Below are 15,578 nucleotides of genomic sequence, written 5' to 3' on the forward strand. Positions count from 1 at the left end.
ACGATGCATCACGACGCCAGCCTCAATATTCGCCAGCTGCAGGTTTTCGAGGCGGTGGCCCGCCTGGAGAGCTACAGCCGGGCCCAGCAGGAACTGGGTATTTCGGTCTCCGCCATCAGCAATGCGATGTCGCAGCTGGAGGGACAGCTCGGCTTCACCCTCTGCCAGCGAGGGCGCGGCGGCTTTTCTCTGACCGAGAAAGGCCAGCAGTTTTTACAGCAGGCGATCCGCGTGCTGAGTGAACTCAATGAGCTGGAGCGGCAGTCGGCGCTGCTCAAAGGGGAGCACAGCGGCACCCTGTGCATCTCGACGCTCGACTCCATCGAGACCGAAACGGCGCTCTCGCTGCCGGTGGTTCTGCGCAGCTTCAGCGACAAATTTCCCCATGTGCATATCAAACTGATTATCCGCACCCCGGCGGAGCAACTGAACGGCGTGCTGAACAACCATATCGACCTGGCCATCGGCAGCTACAACTCGCAGGTGCATAACATCATCAGCGAGCCGCTGTACCGTGAACAGCACTGGCTCTACTGCAGCGATCTGCACCCGATGTTCTTCAGCCGCCAGCTCGATAAAGAGCAGATCAGCCAGTGCCCGCTGGTGACCCGCAGCTACTGGAACACCAGCGATCTCCGCCGTCGGGGCTTCAGCAAAGGGAGCGCCACCGTCGAGACCGTCGACGCCCAGCTGCTGCTGATCCTCTCGGGGAAATATATTGGCTATCTGCCGGAGCATTACGCCTGGCCGTGGATCAAAGAGAACCGCCTGCGGGTGCTGCTGCCCAACGAGTTTGGCTTTCAGTCGCCGTTCTCGGCCATCTGTAAGCGCGGGCGCAGCAATGAACCCTATCTGAAAGCGTTCCGCGATCTGCTGAAGAAAAACACGGTGGCGCGGCCGAAGTGGAATTATTAAGCGGGGCGGGCGCTTCCCTGCGCCGGGGTGGTGATTTTCGCGCTTAGCGCGCTGCCCGGCGGGGGAGTTTTCCCTGTTCAAAAAACGAACGGCAGCCGGTAGCCCGCCCGGGCTGCGGCTGCCAGGCAACTGCCTCCAGGTTATCCACAGGGTTAGGCGCCGCTGGTGTGGACAGGTCGCGGGGCGACAGGGCGCGGCTAGCGGAACAAAGGATGGCGTTTGCGTTAAATAAAACGGTACGAAGGGGAATCTGTGTTTGCCCCGCCTTTGCCCGTGAAATCAGAAAATTTACTTCGCAGGCTAACCGCAGATTGCTTCAAAAAAATTCCCGTATTTGTTATATTGTTGTTCATTGATTATTCACCTCTGCGGTGCCAAAAAGAACAAGATTCACCGCAACCCAGGACACTGCCATGTTAGATTACCGCTTCCCGACAGCTTTGCAGATGGTTCTCAGCGTAGCAATGGCGGAGCAGATGGGTGAACGTTCGACGAGTGCGATTCTGGCCTACGGCCTGGAAGCGAACCCGAGCTTTATCCGTAAACTAATGGTTCCGCTAACTCGTGACGGCATTATCGTCTCCACGCTTGGCCGCAACGGCTCAATTCATCTTGGCCGTCCGGCGGACAAGATCACCCTGCGTGATATCTATCTTTCGGTTATCGAAGATAAAAAACTGTGGGCGTCGCGTCCTGACGTCCCGGCCCGCTGCGTGGTCAGCGCCAACGCCTGCTGGTACTTCAAATCGGTTGCCGATGAAGCAGAGCAGGCTTCGTTAAACGTCCTCGCTCGCCATACCGTGGCCAGCGCGCTGGAGGCGGTCAAAAACGCCGATACCAGCGGCTGCGACCCGGTGCCGGAAATGATCGCCCGCTTTAAAAAAGCGCATTAATCATTTTCTGGTGACGAAAAAAAACCGCCTTCAAATTGTGAAGGCGGTTTTTTTGTTATCTGCTGCAGGCTAGGCGGGCAGATCCTCCTGGACCGGCTTCCTGCGGGTCACCAGTTTTCGCAGCGTCACGTAAAACACCGGCGTCAGGAACAGACCGAAGAGCGTCACGCCCAGCATCCCGGAGAACACCGTGATCCCGGTGACGCCGCGAACTTCCGCTCCTGCGCCGTGGCCAAGGATCAGCGGAATGGTCCCGGCGATAAAGGCGATGGAGGTCATCACAATCGGGCGCAGACGCAGGCGGCACGCCTCCAGCGCGGCCTCCATGATGCCTTTGCCCTGCATCTCCAGCTCACGGGCAAACTCGACGATCAGAATGGCGTTTTTACAGGCCAGGCCCATCAGGACCACCAGCCCCACCTGCACGAAGACGTTGTTATCGCCCCCGGTCAGCCAGACGCCAAATAGCGCGGAGAGCATCGTCATCGGCACGATAAGGATCACCGCCAGCGGCAGGGTCCAGCTTTCATACAGCGCGGCCAGCACGAGGAACGCCAGCAGCACCGCCACCGGGAAGACGATCAGCGCCGTGTTGCCCTGGGTGGCCTGCTGGAAGCTGAGATCCGTCCACTCAATATTCATCCCATTCGGCAGGATCTGCTTTGACAGCTCCTCCAGATGCGTCATCGCCTGCGAAGAAGAGAGGACCCGCGGATCGGCATCGCCAATCAGGTCCGCCGCCGGATAACCGTTGTAGCGGATCACCGGATCCGGCCCGTAGGTGGTACTGATATTCACCATACTGCCGATCGGCACCATTTCGCCCTGATTATTGCGGGTGCGCAGATTGGCGATATCTTCCACGCTCTCGCGGTATGGCCCATCGGCCTGGGCCATCACGCGCCAGGTACGCCCGAACTGGTTAAAGTCATTGACATAAGACGAGCCGAGATAGGTCTGCAGCGTACCGAATAGCTCGGTTAGCGATACCCCCTGCGCTTTCGCCTTATCGCGATCGACCTGCACGTCCAGCTGCGGCACGTTAGCCTGGTAAGTCGAGATCGGGAAGTGCATCCCCGGCGTTTGCATAATCGCCCCGGACATCGCATTCACCGCGCTTTGCAGCGCGCCATAGCCCAGCCCTCCGCGATCCTGGATGTACAGGGAGTAGCCGGAACCCTGACCCAGTCCTAAAATCGGCGGCGGCAGGATGGAGAAGCCAAAGCCCTGCTGGATTTGCGCGATTTTGGCGTTGATCTCCGCGTTAATTTCCGCCGCCGTGTGTTTGCGCTGGTCGAACGGTTTCAGGCCAAAAAAGACCGTCCCGGTATTCGGCGTGTTGGTGAACTGCAGCGCGTTAAGCCCCGGGAAAGCGACCGCATAGTCGACCCCTTCGGTATTCATCCCGATCTCGCTCATTTTGCGGATCACCGCGTCGGTGCGCGCCAGCGACGACCCTTCCGGCATCTTCACGCCGCCAATGAGATACAACTTATCCTGGGTGGGAATAAACCCGCCGGGGACGACTTTAAACATCACCCCAGCGGCGCAGAGCAGCAGCAGGTACACCGCAAACACTGCGCCACGGCGTCCAAGCGTTTTGCCTACCAGTCCCTGATAGCCGTTCGAGCTGCGCAGGAAAAAGCGGTTAAACGGACGGAAAATCCAGCCAAACAGGCGATCGATCAGCCGGGTAGGGAGGTCTTTCTTCGCGCCGTGCGGCTTTAACAGCAGGGCCGCCAGCGCCGGGGAGAGCGTCAGCGAGTTGATGGCCGAGATCACCGTCGAGATGGCGATGGTCACCGCGAACTGTTTGTAGAACTGGCCGGTGACCCCGGAGAGAAACGCCATCGGCACGAACACCGCACACAGCACCAGCGCAATGGCGATAATCGGCCCGGAGACCTCACGCATCGCCTGATGCGCCGCGGCAAGCGGTGCAAGCCCCTCTTCGATATTACGCTCGACGTTCTCCACCACCACGATGGCGTCGTCCACCACGATACCAATCGCCAGTACCAGCCCGAACAGGCTCAGGGTATTCAGCGAGAAGCCCAGCAGATAGAGAATGCTGAAGGTACCCACCACCGATACCGGCACCGCGATCAGCGGGATAATCGACGCGCGCCAGGTCTGCAGGAACAGGATCACTACCAGCACCACCAGCACTACCGCCTCCAGCAGCGTCTGCACCACCGCGGAGATGGAGTCGCGGACGAAAACCGTCGGGTCGTACGGCGCCGCCCATTGCATATCTTCCGGGAAGCGGGTGGCCAGCTCGGCCATTTTGGCGCGTACCGCGTTCGACAGATCGATGGCGTTAGCGCCGGGTGACTGGAAGATACCGATCCCGACCGCATCCTTATTGTTGAGCTGGGAGCGCAGCGCATAGCTACCGGAACCCATCTCGATGCGCGCCACGTCGCGCAGGCGGACCAGCGAGCCATCCTGCGCCGTTTTCAGAATGATATTGCCAAACTCTTCTTCGGTATGCAGACGGCCCTGGGCGTTAATGGAGATCAGGAAATCGCTCTCCTGCGGCAGCGGCTCGGCGCCAAGCTGTCCGGCAGACACCTGGACGTTTTGCTCCTGCATCGCCGTCACCACATCCGAGGCCGTCAGACCGCGGGCCGCGACCTTATTGGGATCCAGCCAGACGCGCATCGCATATTCACCGGAGCCAAAAATCTGGATCTGGCCGACGCCGGGCAGGCGCGCCAGCTCATCCTTCACTTTCAGCGTGGCGTAGTTGCGCATATACAGCGAGTCGTACTTACCGTTTGGCGAAAACAGATGCACCACCAGGGTCAGCGTCGGAGACTGCTTCTGGGTGGTGATCCCCAGACGGCGTACATCCTCCGGCAGACGCGCTTCCGCCTGCGCGACGCGGTTCTGCACCTGAACCTGCGCCTGATCCGGGTCGGTACCCGGGCGGAAGGTGACGGTGGTGACCAGCACGCCGTCGGAGCCGGCGACCGATTTCATGTACATCATGTTTTCAACGCCGTTGATCGCTTCCTCCAGCGGCGTCGCCACGGTCTCGGCAATCACTTTCGGGTTGGCGCCGGGATACTCCGCGCGCACCTGGACGCTCGGCGGGACGACATCCGGATATTCGCTCACCGGCAGCAGCGGGATAGCGATTAACCCGGTGATAAAAATTAAAATCGACAGCACCGCGGCGAAAATCGGCCTGTCGATAAAAAAGCGGGAAAAGTCCATGTCTTGGATTCTCTGATTAGGGATCAGTTAAGGGTGGCGCTGGAGGTCATGGCAACGGTTTTGGCGTTAACCGGCATACCCGGCATAAACACTTTTTGTAAGCCGTCGACGATGACGCTATCCCCAGGATTCAACCCCTTCTGAACGATGCGTAAACCGTCTGCCAGCCGCCCTGGGGTAATGTCGCGGCGCTGTGCTTTACCATCTTTATCAACGATATAGACGTATTTACGATCCTGATCGGTCAGTACCGCTTTGTCGTCGATCAGCGTGGCTTTGAACTCTGCGCTGCCCGGCAGACGCACGCGGGCAAACAGCCCCGGTGTGAACAGACGCTGCGAGTTATCCAGCAGCGCACGCATGCGGATGGTGCCGGTACTCGGCGTTAACTGATTATCGAGAAAATCCACTTTGCCCTGGTGGGGGTAACCCTCCTCGCCAACCAGGCCAATCTCCACCGGGAGCGCCTGATTATCGCTGGACGCGCCTTGCCCGCGGCGGGCGAGGTTTTGATAGTGGAGGTAGGTTGACTCGTCGACGTCAAAGTAGACGTACACCGTCTTCTGCGAGACCAGGGTGGTGAGCACGCTGGCGGTGTCGCCCGCGGTGACCAGGTTACCGCTGGTGATCAGCGCCCGGCTGGCGCGGCCGTCAATAGGGGCGGTCACTTTGGTGAAGTCGAGGTTAAGCTGCGCGGCATCCACCGCCGCCTGCGCGGCGCGAATGTCGGCCTGCGCCTGAACCGCGGCTGACCGGCGCTGCTCCCACTCTTCACGGGAGACGAGGTTGGTATGGACTAATTTATCGGTGCGGTTCGCCTCGCTTTGCGCCAGGCTGGCCTGCGTTTTGGCTCTTGCCAACGCCGCCTGCGCCTGCTCCAGCGCGGCGCGATAGGTTCTGTCATCTATCGTGAACAGCACCTGGCCCTTTTTCACCTCCTGGCCGTCGGTGTAATTCACTTTATCAATGTATCCCGAGACGCGAGGGCGAAGCTGAACGCTCTCCACCGCTTCAATGCGACCGTTAAAACTATCCCACTGACTGATCGACTTCACCAGCACCTTAGCGGCGCTGACCGTCGGGGCGGGAGGCGCAGCATTCTGCGCGACGCTGTCGTCGCAGCCGACGAGCAGAAAGGAGAGCATCATCGCGCCGAGCGCGGTCAGGTGAATGTTTCCCCAGGTTTTTTGCAGGCTCATTATTTTTATTCCGGTAAATGTAGCCGCCGGGCAAGACGCAGCGTGAGAAGCCGCGCCACTTCCTTTGTCCGGGCTGGCTTAAGGCCATTTGTGTCGATCATCGCCACAAAACTGTAACAATTTCGAATACACTATCGCGGCGATTGTAGGAAGGCACTTAACTAAGTGCAAGAATAATTGTTGCACTTTATGTGCGGTCCAGGGGGAGATAAAAAACCGCGATCCCGGCGTGGATTTAAATGTAACAATAAAACTTGCATTTTGTGTAAAAACAGGCCACCTTTAAATGCAACTGACAAAGATGCTTTTAACCGGCCGCGAGGGGGTAACATGATGAACACTGGCGCCATCATTCAGGATCTGATCGACTGGATCGACAACCATCTTGATAGCCGTCTGGATATTGACACCGTTGCCCGACGAGCCGGCTATTCGAAGTGGCACCTGCAGCGGATCTTCAAAGAACATACCGGGCATCCCCTCGGAGAATATATTCGGGCGAAAAAGCTGCAAAAGTCGATCGAACGCTTGGCCCACAGCAACGAGCCGATCCTGAACGTGGCGATTGCCCTCGGCTTTGACTCCCAGCAGTCCTTCAACCGCAGCTTCAAGCGCCAGTACGGCCAGGCGCCCGGCGTCTGGCGCCGGAGTATCAGCCGCTCTGTTGCGCAGACATCTCGTCAGCGATCCGCATGACCGGGGAGGGTCAGTCCTGGCCCGGCCCATGATCGAATTTGCTGCCTTTGCCGATGGCATAGAACTGCCCGCCTGCGACATAGTGAACGGTCCGTAGCTCGTCCGGCGCATCATCAAAAATCCAGTGTCCGTTGCGGAATACCCGGTCATCGCTCCAGGCGGCGACGATATCGCCCATAAACAGATTGTGTTGCTGCTGAATGTCCGGGTAGGGCATCACTTTGCACACCAGCCAGCCCGCACAGCCTGCCACAAGAGGAAGATCAAATTCCGGCTGATAAAAGAAGGGGATGGTGTCATTTTTATCCGGCGCGTCGGCATAGCTGCGCCCGCCAGCGTAGAGGACGGTTGCCATCTGGCTGACTACGGGGATCTGCACCACGAAATAGCCGCTCTTTTCCACCAGCTGACGAGTGAAAGCCTGGGTGCCAATATAGGCCACCACTTTTCGCTCGCCTGCCAGCCCAACCCAGGCGGCTGACATGACATTTTCGACGCCATCATATTTTGCGGAAATCATGGTGGTGGACCCGACCTGCAATAAACGATAGGCCTTACTTATTTCGACAGGCTGAACGGACATGGTTTTTCCTTTGTGCATGCTATTTAACGTAATGATTATCTGGATATTTATTGAGGGCATGTTCATTTTCGGGCCCCCTTTCGTAATCCACCGTGCAACGATACGCCAGGCGATTAAGCGTAAAAAGGTGCGTAAATTGTTTTCATTATTCATAATCCACGAATAATCATGCCGTCTGTCGGTAAGCTGCTCGTTACAGGAGAGAAAGAAGGTGGATCGTATTCAGGCTATGCAGATGTTTATGCGCGTCGCGGAGGCAGGAAGCTTCGTGCGTGCCGCGGAAACCCTTTCCCTGCCGGCCTCCACTGTCACCAGTACCATTAAAAACCTTGAAAAATACCTGAAGGTACGGCTGCTGAACCGGACCACAAGGCGGGTGAGCCTTACCCCGGAAGGGATGCAGTATCTGGCGCAGTGCCGGGAAATTCTCGCCCTCATCGAACATAGTGAATCCACCCTGAGCGAGTCTGTCGCGCGGCCTCAGGGGCGCCTGCGGGTTGATATGCCCGCGGGCATCGCGCATTTCATCGTCATGCCGCATCTGCCGGACTTTTACCGGCGCTATCCCGATATCTACCTGATGATCGGCGTCAGCGATCGCCAGGTCGATCTCATTCAGGAAGGCGTCGACTGCGTGATACGAACGGGAGAGCTGAACAACTCCAGCCTGGTGGCCCGCCCTCTGGGCCGCTTTCGCTGGGTCACCTGCGCGTCACCGGACTATCTCAGGGAATATGGTGTGCCGCCGTCACCGGAGGCGCTCTCTCAGCACCGGGCTGTACATTATTTCTCCGGTCAGGCGAGGCGGGCCGATGAGTTCCGCTTCGTTCGCCATGGCGAGACCTTTTCTGTACCCGTCAGCGGCAACGCCGCGGTGAATGAAACGGGGCTCTATATAAAAATGTGCCTGGCAGGATTTGGGCTGGCGCAGCTGGCGGAGAATATCGTTGCTGACCACCTGCAGGAGGGGAGACTGGTGGAAGTGCTGACGGACTGGCAGCCGCCCCCGGTACCCGTCACATTGCTCTATCCGCACCAGCGCTTTCTCTCTCCCGCCGTGCGGGCGTTTGCTGAGTGGATGAGCGAGGTGGTTTGAGGGGAGTATTGCTTGCATTTAGCGCTTCGCGATGGAGGGTAGGGTTCCAGCAGAAATATCTGGTCTGCTGATGAATCACTCGATATTCTGTAATGCTTTGTCTTTTTTGTGAACAGGAAAAAGTATGCTTAATACGCTACCCGATTTACACAGAAGTTTTGCAGAGCAACTGAAGCTTAAATTACAGTCTGATTCGCGGATCCACTCCCTTCTCGCCGGCGGCTCGTTTATCCATGGCGGGTTTGATCAATACTCCGATCTGGATTTCGTGGTGGTGATCGACCCTCTCTATTATGACGAAATCATGGCTCAGCGTATGGCGTTCGCCGGAACGCTCGGCCATCTGCTACATGCTTTCACCGGGGAACACGTCGGTGAGCCTCGCCTGCTGATCTGCCTGTTTGGCCCGGAACTTCTGCATGTCGATCTGAAATTTATCACCCTGGATATGCTCACTCAGCGCGTTGAGGAGCCTGCCGTGCTATTTACCCGTGATAACGATGCTCTCAAGCGACAGCTGGCAAAATTTAGCGCGCACTGGCCGAACATGACGCCGGAGTGGTTTGAGTCCCGGGCCTGGATCTGGCTGCATTATGCCGTGGTTAAACTGGGCAGGGGGGAACTCTTCGAAGCGCTGGGGATGCTGTCTTTCTTCCGGGAACAAGTGCTGGGACCGATGCTGTTTCGTCGCGCCAATCTACCGCAACGCGGCGTTCGTCGAATAGAAGCCCTCGGCATTGATCCCGATGGACTGCTGACTTCCACTCTGGCAACGCACGATCGTCACTCTGTCGGGATTGCCATTCGAAGGGCTGCTGACGCTTATGTCAACCTGCGGGCTGATGCGCTGCCTGACAATATCGCAGACGATGCGGCGCGTCGGGCGGTCCTTGCCATGCTGGACGCGTATTCTCACAAGGGGTAAATCTATCCCTCCGGCCGCGGACGCGGCCGGAGGGTGAAAGGTGTCGTTGGTGGTCTAATTCTGAGAGGGATGGGCTGCCGGGTAATTGGTAACGCGAAAACAACAGAGCTTTTCGTTTGGTCTATCAATGGGCCTAAAAGGTTCGGATTTAATGAGTTCTCTTCGGACTTCGCGGGATAAATTGAGGGCACAAAAAAGCCCGCAGGGCTTGCGCCGTGCGGGCTCTTAGGACTACATCGGATGACTCTGGTAATCACCGATGGAGAATTTTGGTGGAGCTGGCGGGAGTTGAACCCGCGTCCGAAATTCCTACATCCTCGGCACTACATGCTTAGTCAGTCTTTACATTCGCTTGCCAGCTGCGGACAGACACGCCACTAACAAACTAGCCTGATTAGATTTAACGCTTCAACCCCAGGCAGGGCATCCACGCGATCTCTTTTGGGTTTGACCTCTCTTTGATCCCCGTCTTAAGAGCGGAAGCTAGGGAGAGAGGGCTCAGAGCAGGTTATTAAGCTGCTAAAGCGTAGTTTTCGTCGTTTGCGACTATTTTTTGCGGCTTTTTACGAGGCCAACCGCCCCTCGGCATGCACCTTGGGTTTCGCAAATCCCGTCGAATCCAGAATCAGCCCCAATGTGTAGGTCAAGTATAACAGATTTGTGAATGTCGTTACCAGCCCCATCACGCAGGATTATTTCAGCAGGGTGGACGAAAAAGCAGCATCAACAAGGATATAGCGTAAGGGCCAGCGAGAGCTGGCCCTCGGGGAGGGGAAATTAACGTCCGGCGTGCTTCATAATACGCGCCTTGTCCAGCGCCCATTCACGATCTTTCAGGTCGGTACGCTTGTCGTGCTGTTTCTTACCTTTGGCGACGCCGATTTTCACTTTGCACCAGGCGTTCTTCCAGTACAGCGACAGGGCGACGACGGTGTAACCTTCGCGGTTAATGCGGCCGTACAGCGTGTCCAGCTCACGCTGGTTGAGCAGCAGCTTACGGGTGCGCGTCGGGTCGCAGACATAGTGGGTGGAAGCCACGGCCATAGGCGTAAAGTTGGCGCCGAACAGGAAGGCTTCGCCATCCTTCAGGATGACATAGCTATCGCCGATGTTGGCTTTGCCTGCACGCAGGGATTTGACCTCCCAGCCCTGCAGGGCGAGACCAGCCTCGTATTCATCTTCGATAAAGTATTCGTGACGGGCGCGTTTATTCAGCGCAATGGTGGCTGATCCAGGTTTGTGGGCTTTTTTCTTAGTCATAATGTCCTGAAGTCATCGTCTTATACACAGTTACCTCGATCGCATCCTGCGAGGTGTACTGCGCATCTTAGCACGAGTTGCGGCACAGCGTTTTTTTTAGCAGCAGATAAATGATATTATTTGCACTGTGTTTAAATGTGGAACCTGCTATGCCTCAGATTAGCCGTACTGCGCTGGTGCCTTTCAGCGCGGAACAGATGTATCAACTGGTAAACGATGTGAAGTCCTATCCTGATTTTCTGCCAGGCTGCACCGGTAGCCGCGTGCTGGAATTGGGGCCGACGCAAATGACGGCGGCGGTTGATGTGTCCAAAGCCGGCATCAGTAAGACCTTCACCACACGCAATACACTGACCAGCAACCAGAGCATTTTGATGAGCCTGGTGGATGGCCCGTTCAAGAAGCTGATTGGCGGCTGGAAGTTTATTCCGCTGAGCCCCGAGGCCTGCAAAATAGAATTCCATCTCGATTTTGAGTTTACCAATAAACTGATTGAGATGGCTTTTGGCCGGATCTTCAAAGAGCTGGCCGCTAACATGGTGCAGGCGTTCACTTCGCGCGCCAAAGAGGTTTACAGTGCCGGCTAATATTCGTGTTGAAGTCGCCTACGCGCTGCCTGAAAAGCAGTATCTGCAGCGGGTCACGCTGGACGAGGGGGCGACGGTCGAGCAGGCGATTATCGCCAGCGGTCTGCTGGCGCTGCGTGATGACATTGATCTGGCGAAAAACAAGCTGGGTATCTACAGTCGTCCGGTAAAGCTGCATGACGAAGTTCACGACGGCGACCGGGTCGAAATCTATCGACCGCTGATCGCAGACCCGAAAGAGCTGCGTCGCCAGCGGGCAGAGAAAAGCGCCGCAAAGTAACCTGCAGCAGACCGGCTATCAGCCATAAAAAAAGCGCTCACCGAGCGCTTTTTGCTTTTCCGGGCCTTACTGACTGGTCAGCGCAGGCTTGTTATCAATGTTAGTCAACACACCGCCGCTGTTGAAGGTCAGGGTCAGGGTCTGCTGAGTCACTTTCTGGTGGCCCGGCTCCTGACGGAAGACATAGAACCAGGTATTGGTGCCGAACGGATCCGTCATCATTGGCGTCCCCAGAGCATAAGCTACCTGCTGTTGCGTCATACCGACACGAATTTTTGCTACATCGTTTGGTGCCAGATAGTTACCCTGGTTGATGTCAGGACGGTAAACCACTCGTTCCAGAGTGGAACAGCCTGCGGTCAACATAAGAAGAACCGCTGCGGCAGCAGTCAGCGTTTTACAGCGCATAGTGATTTGATTCCTTTTTGGGCCCGAGCAGTACGTGGCTCATCTGTAATATGCCGATAATAATAGACCTTCGCGCCGTTGGAAACCTCCGGCTGCAGGTCAGCAGGCAATTTGCTGTTCACTATGACCCTGTGAAAATCAAAAAGTTTACGCCGCAAGCAACTCTTTCGCGTTCGCCAGGGTGTTGCGCGTGACTTCGCTGCCGCCCAGCAGACGGGCCAGCTCCTGCAAGCGAGCACGTTTATCCAGCGGCTGCATATGGGTTTCGGTCATCTCGCCATCGGTCTCTTTGCAGACAAAGAAATGATGGTGGCCGCAGCCTGCGACCTGCGGCAGGTGGGTCACGCACATCACCTGCGTGGACTCGCCCAGCTGGCGCAGCAGCTTGCCGACCACGGCGGCGGTCGGGCCGCTGATGCCGACGTCCACTTCGTCGAAGATGAGCGCCGGGGTTTCCATTTTACGCGCGGTGATCACTTGAATCGCCAGCGCAATGCGCGACAGTTCGCCGCCGGAGGCCACTTTGGCGATTGGCTGCAGCGGCTGACCGGGGTTAGTGGTGACGCGGAACTCAATATGGTCGGCGCCGTCGGCGGTGAGATGGCGTTCATCGAACGCGACCTCAATCGCGAAGACCCCGTGCGGCATCGAAAGTGAGTGCATACTTTCGGTGATAAGCTGGGTCAGCTCGTCGGCGCTGCCCTGGCGCAGGGCATGCAGCTGGCGTGCGGTCTCCAGCGCCAGCTGATGATGTTCGACCACCTGCTGGCTGAGGGATTCCAGCGAGCCGGCGCTGTCGTCCAGCAGGCGCTGCTCTTCCAGCATCGCCTGATAAACCGCCGGCAGCTCTTCCGGCATCACCTGATGTTTACGCGCCAGCGCGATTTGTCGGGAAATCCGTTGCTCAAGTTCAAACAGACGGTTCGGATCGAGATCCAGACGGTCATGGTAGTGGCGCAACTCGTCGCTGGCCTCGCTGAGCTGAATGGCCGCCTCTTCCAGCATATCCAGGACGCCGGAAAGCTTGCTGTCCATGCCCACCAGCTCGCTGACCAGCTGCTTCGCGGTATAAAGCTGGCTCTGCAGATTGGCCTCTTCGCCGTCCGCCAGTACCGTAAGGGCGTGCTGGCAGGTGCTGAGCAGCTGGCCGCTGTTGGCCAGGCGCTTGTACTCTTCGTCAATCTGCTCGAATTCTCCCGGCAGCGGGTTAAATTCGTTCAGCTCTTTAAGCTGATACTGCAGCAGATCGGCGCGGGCGGCGCGCTCCTGGCTCTGCTGCTGATGCTGGGCCAACTCGCGGCAGCTCTGGTGCCACTGGCGATAGTGCTCGGCCATACGCTGAGTAAGCGCATACTCACCGGTATAGCCGTCGAGCAGCGTTTTTTGGTGTTCGGGTTTGGTCAGCAGCTGGTGGGCATGCTGGCCGTGGATCTGGATCAGCAGCTGGCCCAGCTCGCGCAGCTGCGAGAGCGGGACGGCGGTGCCGTTGATGAAGCCGCGCGAGCGGCCGTCGGCGCTGATCACCCGGCGAAGTAAACACTCACGCCCGCTCTCCAGCTGATTCTCTTCCAGCCAGCGCTGGGCGGCAGGGGTATCTTTCAGCGCGAAGCGCGCGCACAGGTCGGCACGGGTGGCGCCGCGACGCACCATGTCGGCTTCCGCTCTGCCGCCGAGGCACAGCCCCAGCGCGTCGATGGCAATGGATTTCCCGGCGCCGGTTTCCCCGGTGATGGCGGTCATGCCGCTGTGGAAATCAATTTCCAGTTCACGAACGATAGCAAAATTACTGATGGTGAGTTGCGCCAACATAGCTGCCTTCCTGTATGAAAAACCAATACTGTGTTTTCGTACAGTATAGACTGGTTTTTTATCCAGTAAAGAGGCAGCCGTGAAAATCAGAACAATTTTTTCGACCAGCCGAGCTTGGTGCTTAATGTATTGAAATAGCTGTAATCTTTAGGGTGAATCAGATTGAGGTGATAATCACAGCGGCGAATGAGGACATCTTCGCCATCCTGGATCGGCAGGGCAATCTGGCTGTCGCAGCTGATCTCCAGATCGCTGCAGCGGTGAGAGAAGCGCAGGCGGATGGTGCTGTCGCCGTTGATCACCAGCGGTCGCGCTGAAAGGGTGTGCGGGAACATCGGCACCAGGGTGATGGCGTCCAGCGACGGCGTAAGGATTGGGCCGCCGGCCGACAGCGAATAGGCGGTGGAGCCGGTCGGAGTGGAGATAATCAGGCCATCGGATCGCTGAGAGAACGCAAAGACTTCGTCGATATAGACTTCGAACTCAATCATATGCGCCACTTTGCCGGGGTGCAGCACCACTTCGTTGATGGCGGTGCTGATACGTTTCTGGCAATCCTGCTGACACACCTGGGCCTCCAGCAGAAAGCGTTTCTCGGCGATGTAGTGGCCTTCCAGCACGTCGGCGAGCTGCTGCAGGGCGTTGTCCGGGTCAAGGTCGGTGAGAAAGCCGAGGTTGCCGCGGTTAATGCCGATGACGTTAATGTCGTAACGGGCCAGGGTCCGCGCCGCGCCGAGCATATTGCCGTCGCCGCCCACCACCACCGCGAGATCGGCCTGTTGGCCAATCTCCGCCAGCGTGCCGGTTTTCACGTTGCTGAGCTGAAGTTCATGGGCGATCTGCTGTTCAACCAGCACTTCATACCCTTTGCTGCACAGCCAGCGCCAGAGCATTTCATGTGTGGTCAGGGCGGTGGGGTGACGAGGATGTCCCACAATGCCGATACACTTGAAATGGTTCTTCATGATCTGGATGTCCTTGCGTTAAATGAAATAGTGACAATCTGTCCGCTTCCCTTGAAACCCGGAAACTGATCCCCATAATAAGCGAAGTTAGCGAGATGAATGCGAAAAAAACGCGGAGAAATTCATGAGTAGTAAAGAACAGAAAACGCCTGAGGGGCAAGCCCCGGAAGAAATTATCACGGAGCAGCACGACGACGTTGAGGCGGTAGAGCCTGAAGTTTCGGCTGAGCAGGTGGATCCGCGCGATGAAAAAATTGCGAATCTGGAAGCCCAGCTGGCTGAAGCGCAGAAACGTGAACGTGAAGTGATGCTGCGTGCCAAAGCCGACGAAGATAACCTGCGTCGTCGTACCGAGCAGGATATCGAGAAAGCGCACAAATTCGCGCTGGAAAAATTCGTCAATGAACTGCTGCCGGTGATCGACAGCCTGGACCGCGCGCTGGAAGTGGCTGACAAGGCTAACCCGGAGCTGGCGCCGATGGTGGAGGGGATCGAACTGACCCTGAAATCTATGCTGGACGTAGTGCGTAAGTTCGGCGTGGAAGTGATCGCCGACACCAACGTTCCGCTGGATCCGAACGTCCACCAGGCCATTGCGATGGTCGAGTCTGAAGATGTGGCGGCGGGCAACGTGCTGGCCGTGATGCAGAAAGGTTATACCCTGAACGGCCGTACTATTCGCGCCGCGATGGTGACGGTAGCGAAAGCGAAATAACGCTTGCTGCCTTGCTCAACGGCTG

At 57.4% G+C, this 15,578-nt stretch carries 15 protein-coding genes and 1 other RNA gene; 8 read left to right on the forward strand and 8 right to left on the reverse strand.

The window, feature by feature from the left end:
* Nucleotides 1–3: 3 nt before the first annotated feature.
* Together OHJ17_RS05960 and OHJ17_RS05965 are read left to right on the forward strand one after the other, a co-directional pair.
* Nucleotides 4–915 carry a LysR family transcriptional regulator gene (locus OHJ17_RS05960; protein ID WP_002914199.1) on the forward strand — a complete coding sequence of 304 codons (912 nt, stop codon included), beginning with the start codon at nt 4–6 and terminating at the stop codon, nt 913–915.
* A gap of 413 nt (nt 916–1,328) precedes the next feature.
* Entirely contained in the window at nt 1,329–1,808 is a 480-nt protein-coding gene (locus OHJ17_RS05965; protein WP_000888203.1) for an RrF2 family transcriptional regulator, read from the forward strand.
* A gap of 69 nt (nt 1,809–1,877) precedes the next feature.
* Here the strand turns inward: OHJ17_RS05965 and oqxB are convergent, their stop codons facing one another.
* Both oqxB and oqxA read right to left on the reverse strand, forming a co-directional pair.
* Complete coding sequence (gene oqxB / locus OHJ17_RS05970; RefSeq protein ID WP_032433452.1) at nt 1,878–5,030, reverse strand: multidrug efflux RND transporter permease subunit OqxB; 3,153 nt, start codon at nt 5,028–5,030, stop codon at nt 1,878–1,880.
* 23 nt (nt 5,031–5,053) lie between these two features.
* Nucleotides 5,054–6,229: a multidrug efflux RND transporter periplasmic adaptor subunit OqxA gene (gene oqxA, locus OHJ17_RS05975; RefSeq protein ID WP_002914189.1), complete on the reverse strand. Its 1,176-nt coding sequence runs from the start codon at nt 6,227–6,229 to the stop codon at nt 5,054–5,056.
* A gap of 333 nt (nt 6,230–6,562) precedes the next feature.
* On the opposite strand from oqxA, the gene OHJ17_RS05980 reads away from it, so the two are divergent.
* Complete coding sequence (locus tag OHJ17_RS05980) at nt 6,563–6,925, forward strand: helix-turn-helix domain-containing protein (protein WP_032433884.1); 363 nt, start codon at nt 6,563–6,565, stop codon at nt 6,923–6,925.
* 10 nt (nt 6,926–6,935) lie between these two features.
* Here the strand turns inward: OHJ17_RS05980 and OHJ17_RS05985 are convergent, their stop codons facing one another.
* Nucleotides 6,936–7,508: a flavin reductase family protein gene (locus tag OHJ17_RS05985; protein WP_004174789.1), complete on the reverse strand. Its 573-nt coding sequence runs from the start codon at nt 7,506–7,508 to the stop codon at nt 6,936–6,938.
* Nucleotides 7,509–7,719: 211 nt separating this feature from the next.
* Here OHJ17_RS05985 and OHJ17_RS05990 point away from each other — a divergent pair, with 211 nt between their 5' ends.
* Nucleotides 7,720–8,604, forward strand: coding sequence for a LysR family transcriptional regulator (locus OHJ17_RS05990; RefSeq protein WP_002914178.1), 885 nt, complete (start codon nt 7,720–7,722; stop codon nt 8,602–8,604).
* A gap of 124 nt (nt 8,605–8,728) precedes the next feature.
* The gene (locus tag OHJ17_RS05995; protein WP_004180956.1) at nt 8,729–9,529 is read left to right on the forward strand and encodes a hypothetical protein; all 801 of its coding nucleotides are present in this window, start codon (nt 8,729–8,731) and stop codon (nt 9,527–9,529) included.
* Nucleotides 9,530–9,799: 270 nt separating this feature from the next.
* On the opposite strand, the gene ssrA is transcribed toward OHJ17_RS05995, so the two are convergent.
* Both ssrA and smpB read right to left on the reverse strand, forming a co-directional pair.
* Nucleotides 9,800–10,162: a transfer-messenger RNA gene (gene ssrA, locus OHJ17_RS06000) on the reverse strand.
* 144 nt (nt 10,163–10,306) lie between these two features.
* Nucleotides 10,307–10,789 carry an SsrA-binding protein SmpB gene (gene smpB, locus OHJ17_RS06005; RefSeq protein WP_002914164.1) on the reverse strand — a complete coding sequence of 161 codons (483 nt, stop codon included), beginning with the start codon at nt 10,787–10,789 and terminating at the stop codon, nt 10,307–10,309.
* Nucleotides 10,790–10,938: 149 nt separating this feature from the next.
* Here smpB and OHJ17_RS06010 point away from each other — a divergent pair, with 149 nt between their 5' ends.
* Together OHJ17_RS06010 and OHJ17_RS06015 are read left to right on the forward strand one after the other, a co-directional pair.
* The gene (locus OHJ17_RS06010; protein WP_004174798.1) at nt 10,939–11,376 is read left to right on the forward strand and encodes a type II toxin-antitoxin system RatA family toxin; all 438 of its coding nucleotides are present in this window, start codon (nt 10,939–10,941) and stop codon (nt 11,374–11,376) included.
* Nucleotides 11,366–11,656: an RnfH family protein gene (locus OHJ17_RS06015; protein WP_004145682.1), complete on the forward strand. Its 291-nt coding sequence runs from the start codon at nt 11,366–11,368 to the stop codon at nt 11,654–11,656. Before OHJ17_RS06010 ends, OHJ17_RS06015 begins: the two co-directional genes overlap by 11 nt.
* A gap of 66 nt (nt 11,657–11,722) precedes the next feature.
* Here OHJ17_RS06015 and bamE read toward each other — a convergent pair whose 3' ends face one another.
* The 3 genes from bamE to nadK all read right to left on the reverse strand — a co-directional run bounded on the left by bamE (nt 11,723) and on the right by nadK (nt 14,838).
* Nucleotides 11,723–12,064: an outer membrane protein assembly factor BamE gene (gene bamE / locus OHJ17_RS06020; protein WP_002914160.1), complete on the reverse strand. Its 342-nt coding sequence runs from the start codon at nt 12,062–12,064 to the stop codon at nt 11,723–11,725.
* 147 nt (nt 12,065–12,211) lie between these two features.
* A complete protein-coding gene (gene recN / locus OHJ17_RS06025; RefSeq protein ID WP_032433451.1) occupies nt 12,212–13,873 on the reverse strand; it encodes a DNA repair protein RecN in 1,662 nt (553 codons plus the stop codon).
* Nucleotides 13,874–13,959: 86 nt separating this feature from the next.
* On the reverse strand, nt 13,960–14,838 hold the full coding sequence (gene nadK / locus OHJ17_RS06030; RefSeq protein WP_002914158.1) for an NAD(+) kinase: 879 nt from the start codon (nt 14,836–14,838) through the stop codon (nt 13,960–13,962).
* A 124-nt stretch (nt 14,839–14,962) separates the two neighbouring features.
* Here nadK and grpE point away from each other — a divergent pair, with 124 nt between their 5' ends.
* Nucleotides 14,963–15,553, forward strand: coding sequence for a nucleotide exchange factor GrpE (gene grpE / locus OHJ17_RS06035; protein WP_004174800.1), 591 nt, complete (start codon nt 14,963–14,965; stop codon nt 15,551–15,553).
* Nucleotides 15,554–15,578 lie beyond the last annotated feature (25 nt).

It is taken from the genome of Klebsiella sp. KP20-425-1 (assembly GCF_025813515.1).
Classification (GTDB): Bacteria; Pseudomonadota; Gammaproteobacteria; order Enterobacterales; family Enterobacteriaceae; genus Klebsiella; species Klebsiella pneumoniae.

What these genes read in the sequence shown, in the direction of transcription:
- OHJ17_RS05965 (WP_000888203.1), top strand. Translation starts at nt 1,329, where the DNA reads ATGTTAGATTACCGCTTCCCGACAGCTTTGCAGATGGTTCTCAGCGTA.
- nadK (WP_002914158.1), bottom strand. Translation starts at nt 14,838, where the DNA reads ATGAAGAACCATTTCAAGTGTATCGGCATTGTGGGACATCCTCGTCAC.
- OHJ17_RS05985 (WP_004174789.1), bottom strand. Translation starts at nt 7,508, where the DNA reads ATGTCCGTTCAGCCTGTCGAAATAAGTAAGGCCTATCGTTTATTGCAG.
- bamE (WP_002914160.1), bottom strand. Translation starts at nt 12,064, where the DNA reads ATGCGCTGTAAAACGCTGACTGCTGCCGCAGCGGTTCTTCTTATGTTG.
- OHJ17_RS06010 (WP_004174798.1), top strand. Translation starts at nt 10,939, where the DNA reads ATGCCTCAGATTAGCCGTACTGCGCTGGTGCCTTTCAGCGCGGAACAG.
- OHJ17_RS05980 (WP_032433884.1), top strand. Translation starts at nt 6,563, where the DNA reads ATGAACACTGGCGCCATCATTCAGGATCTGATCGACTGGATCGACAAC.
- OHJ17_RS05995 (WP_004180956.1), top strand. Translation starts at nt 8,729, where the DNA reads ATGCTTAATACGCTACCCGATTTACACAGAAGTTTTGCAGAGCAACTG.
- OHJ17_RS05960 (WP_002914199.1), top strand. Translation starts at nt 4, where the DNA reads ATGCATCACGACGCCAGCCTCAATATTCGCCAGCTGCAGGTTTTCGAG.
- smpB (WP_002914164.1), bottom strand. Translation starts at nt 10,789, where the DNA reads ATGACTAAGAAAAAAGCCCACAAACCTGGATCAGCCACCATTGCGCTG.
- recN (WP_032433451.1), bottom strand. Translation starts at nt 13,873, where the DNA reads ATGTTGGCGCAACTCACCATCAGTAATTTTGCTATCGTTCGTGAACTG.
- oqxA (WP_002914189.1), bottom strand. Translation starts at nt 6,229, where the DNA reads ATGAGCCTGCAAAAAACCTGGGGAAACATTCACCTGACCGCGCTCGGC.
- oqxB (WP_032433452.1), bottom strand. Translation starts at nt 5,030, where the DNA reads ATGGACTTTTCCCGCTTTTTTATCGACAGGCCGATTTTCGCCGCGGTG.
- grpE (WP_004174800.1), top strand. Translation starts at nt 14,963, where the DNA reads ATGAGTAGTAAAGAACAGAAAACGCCTGAGGGGCAAGCCCCGGAAGAA.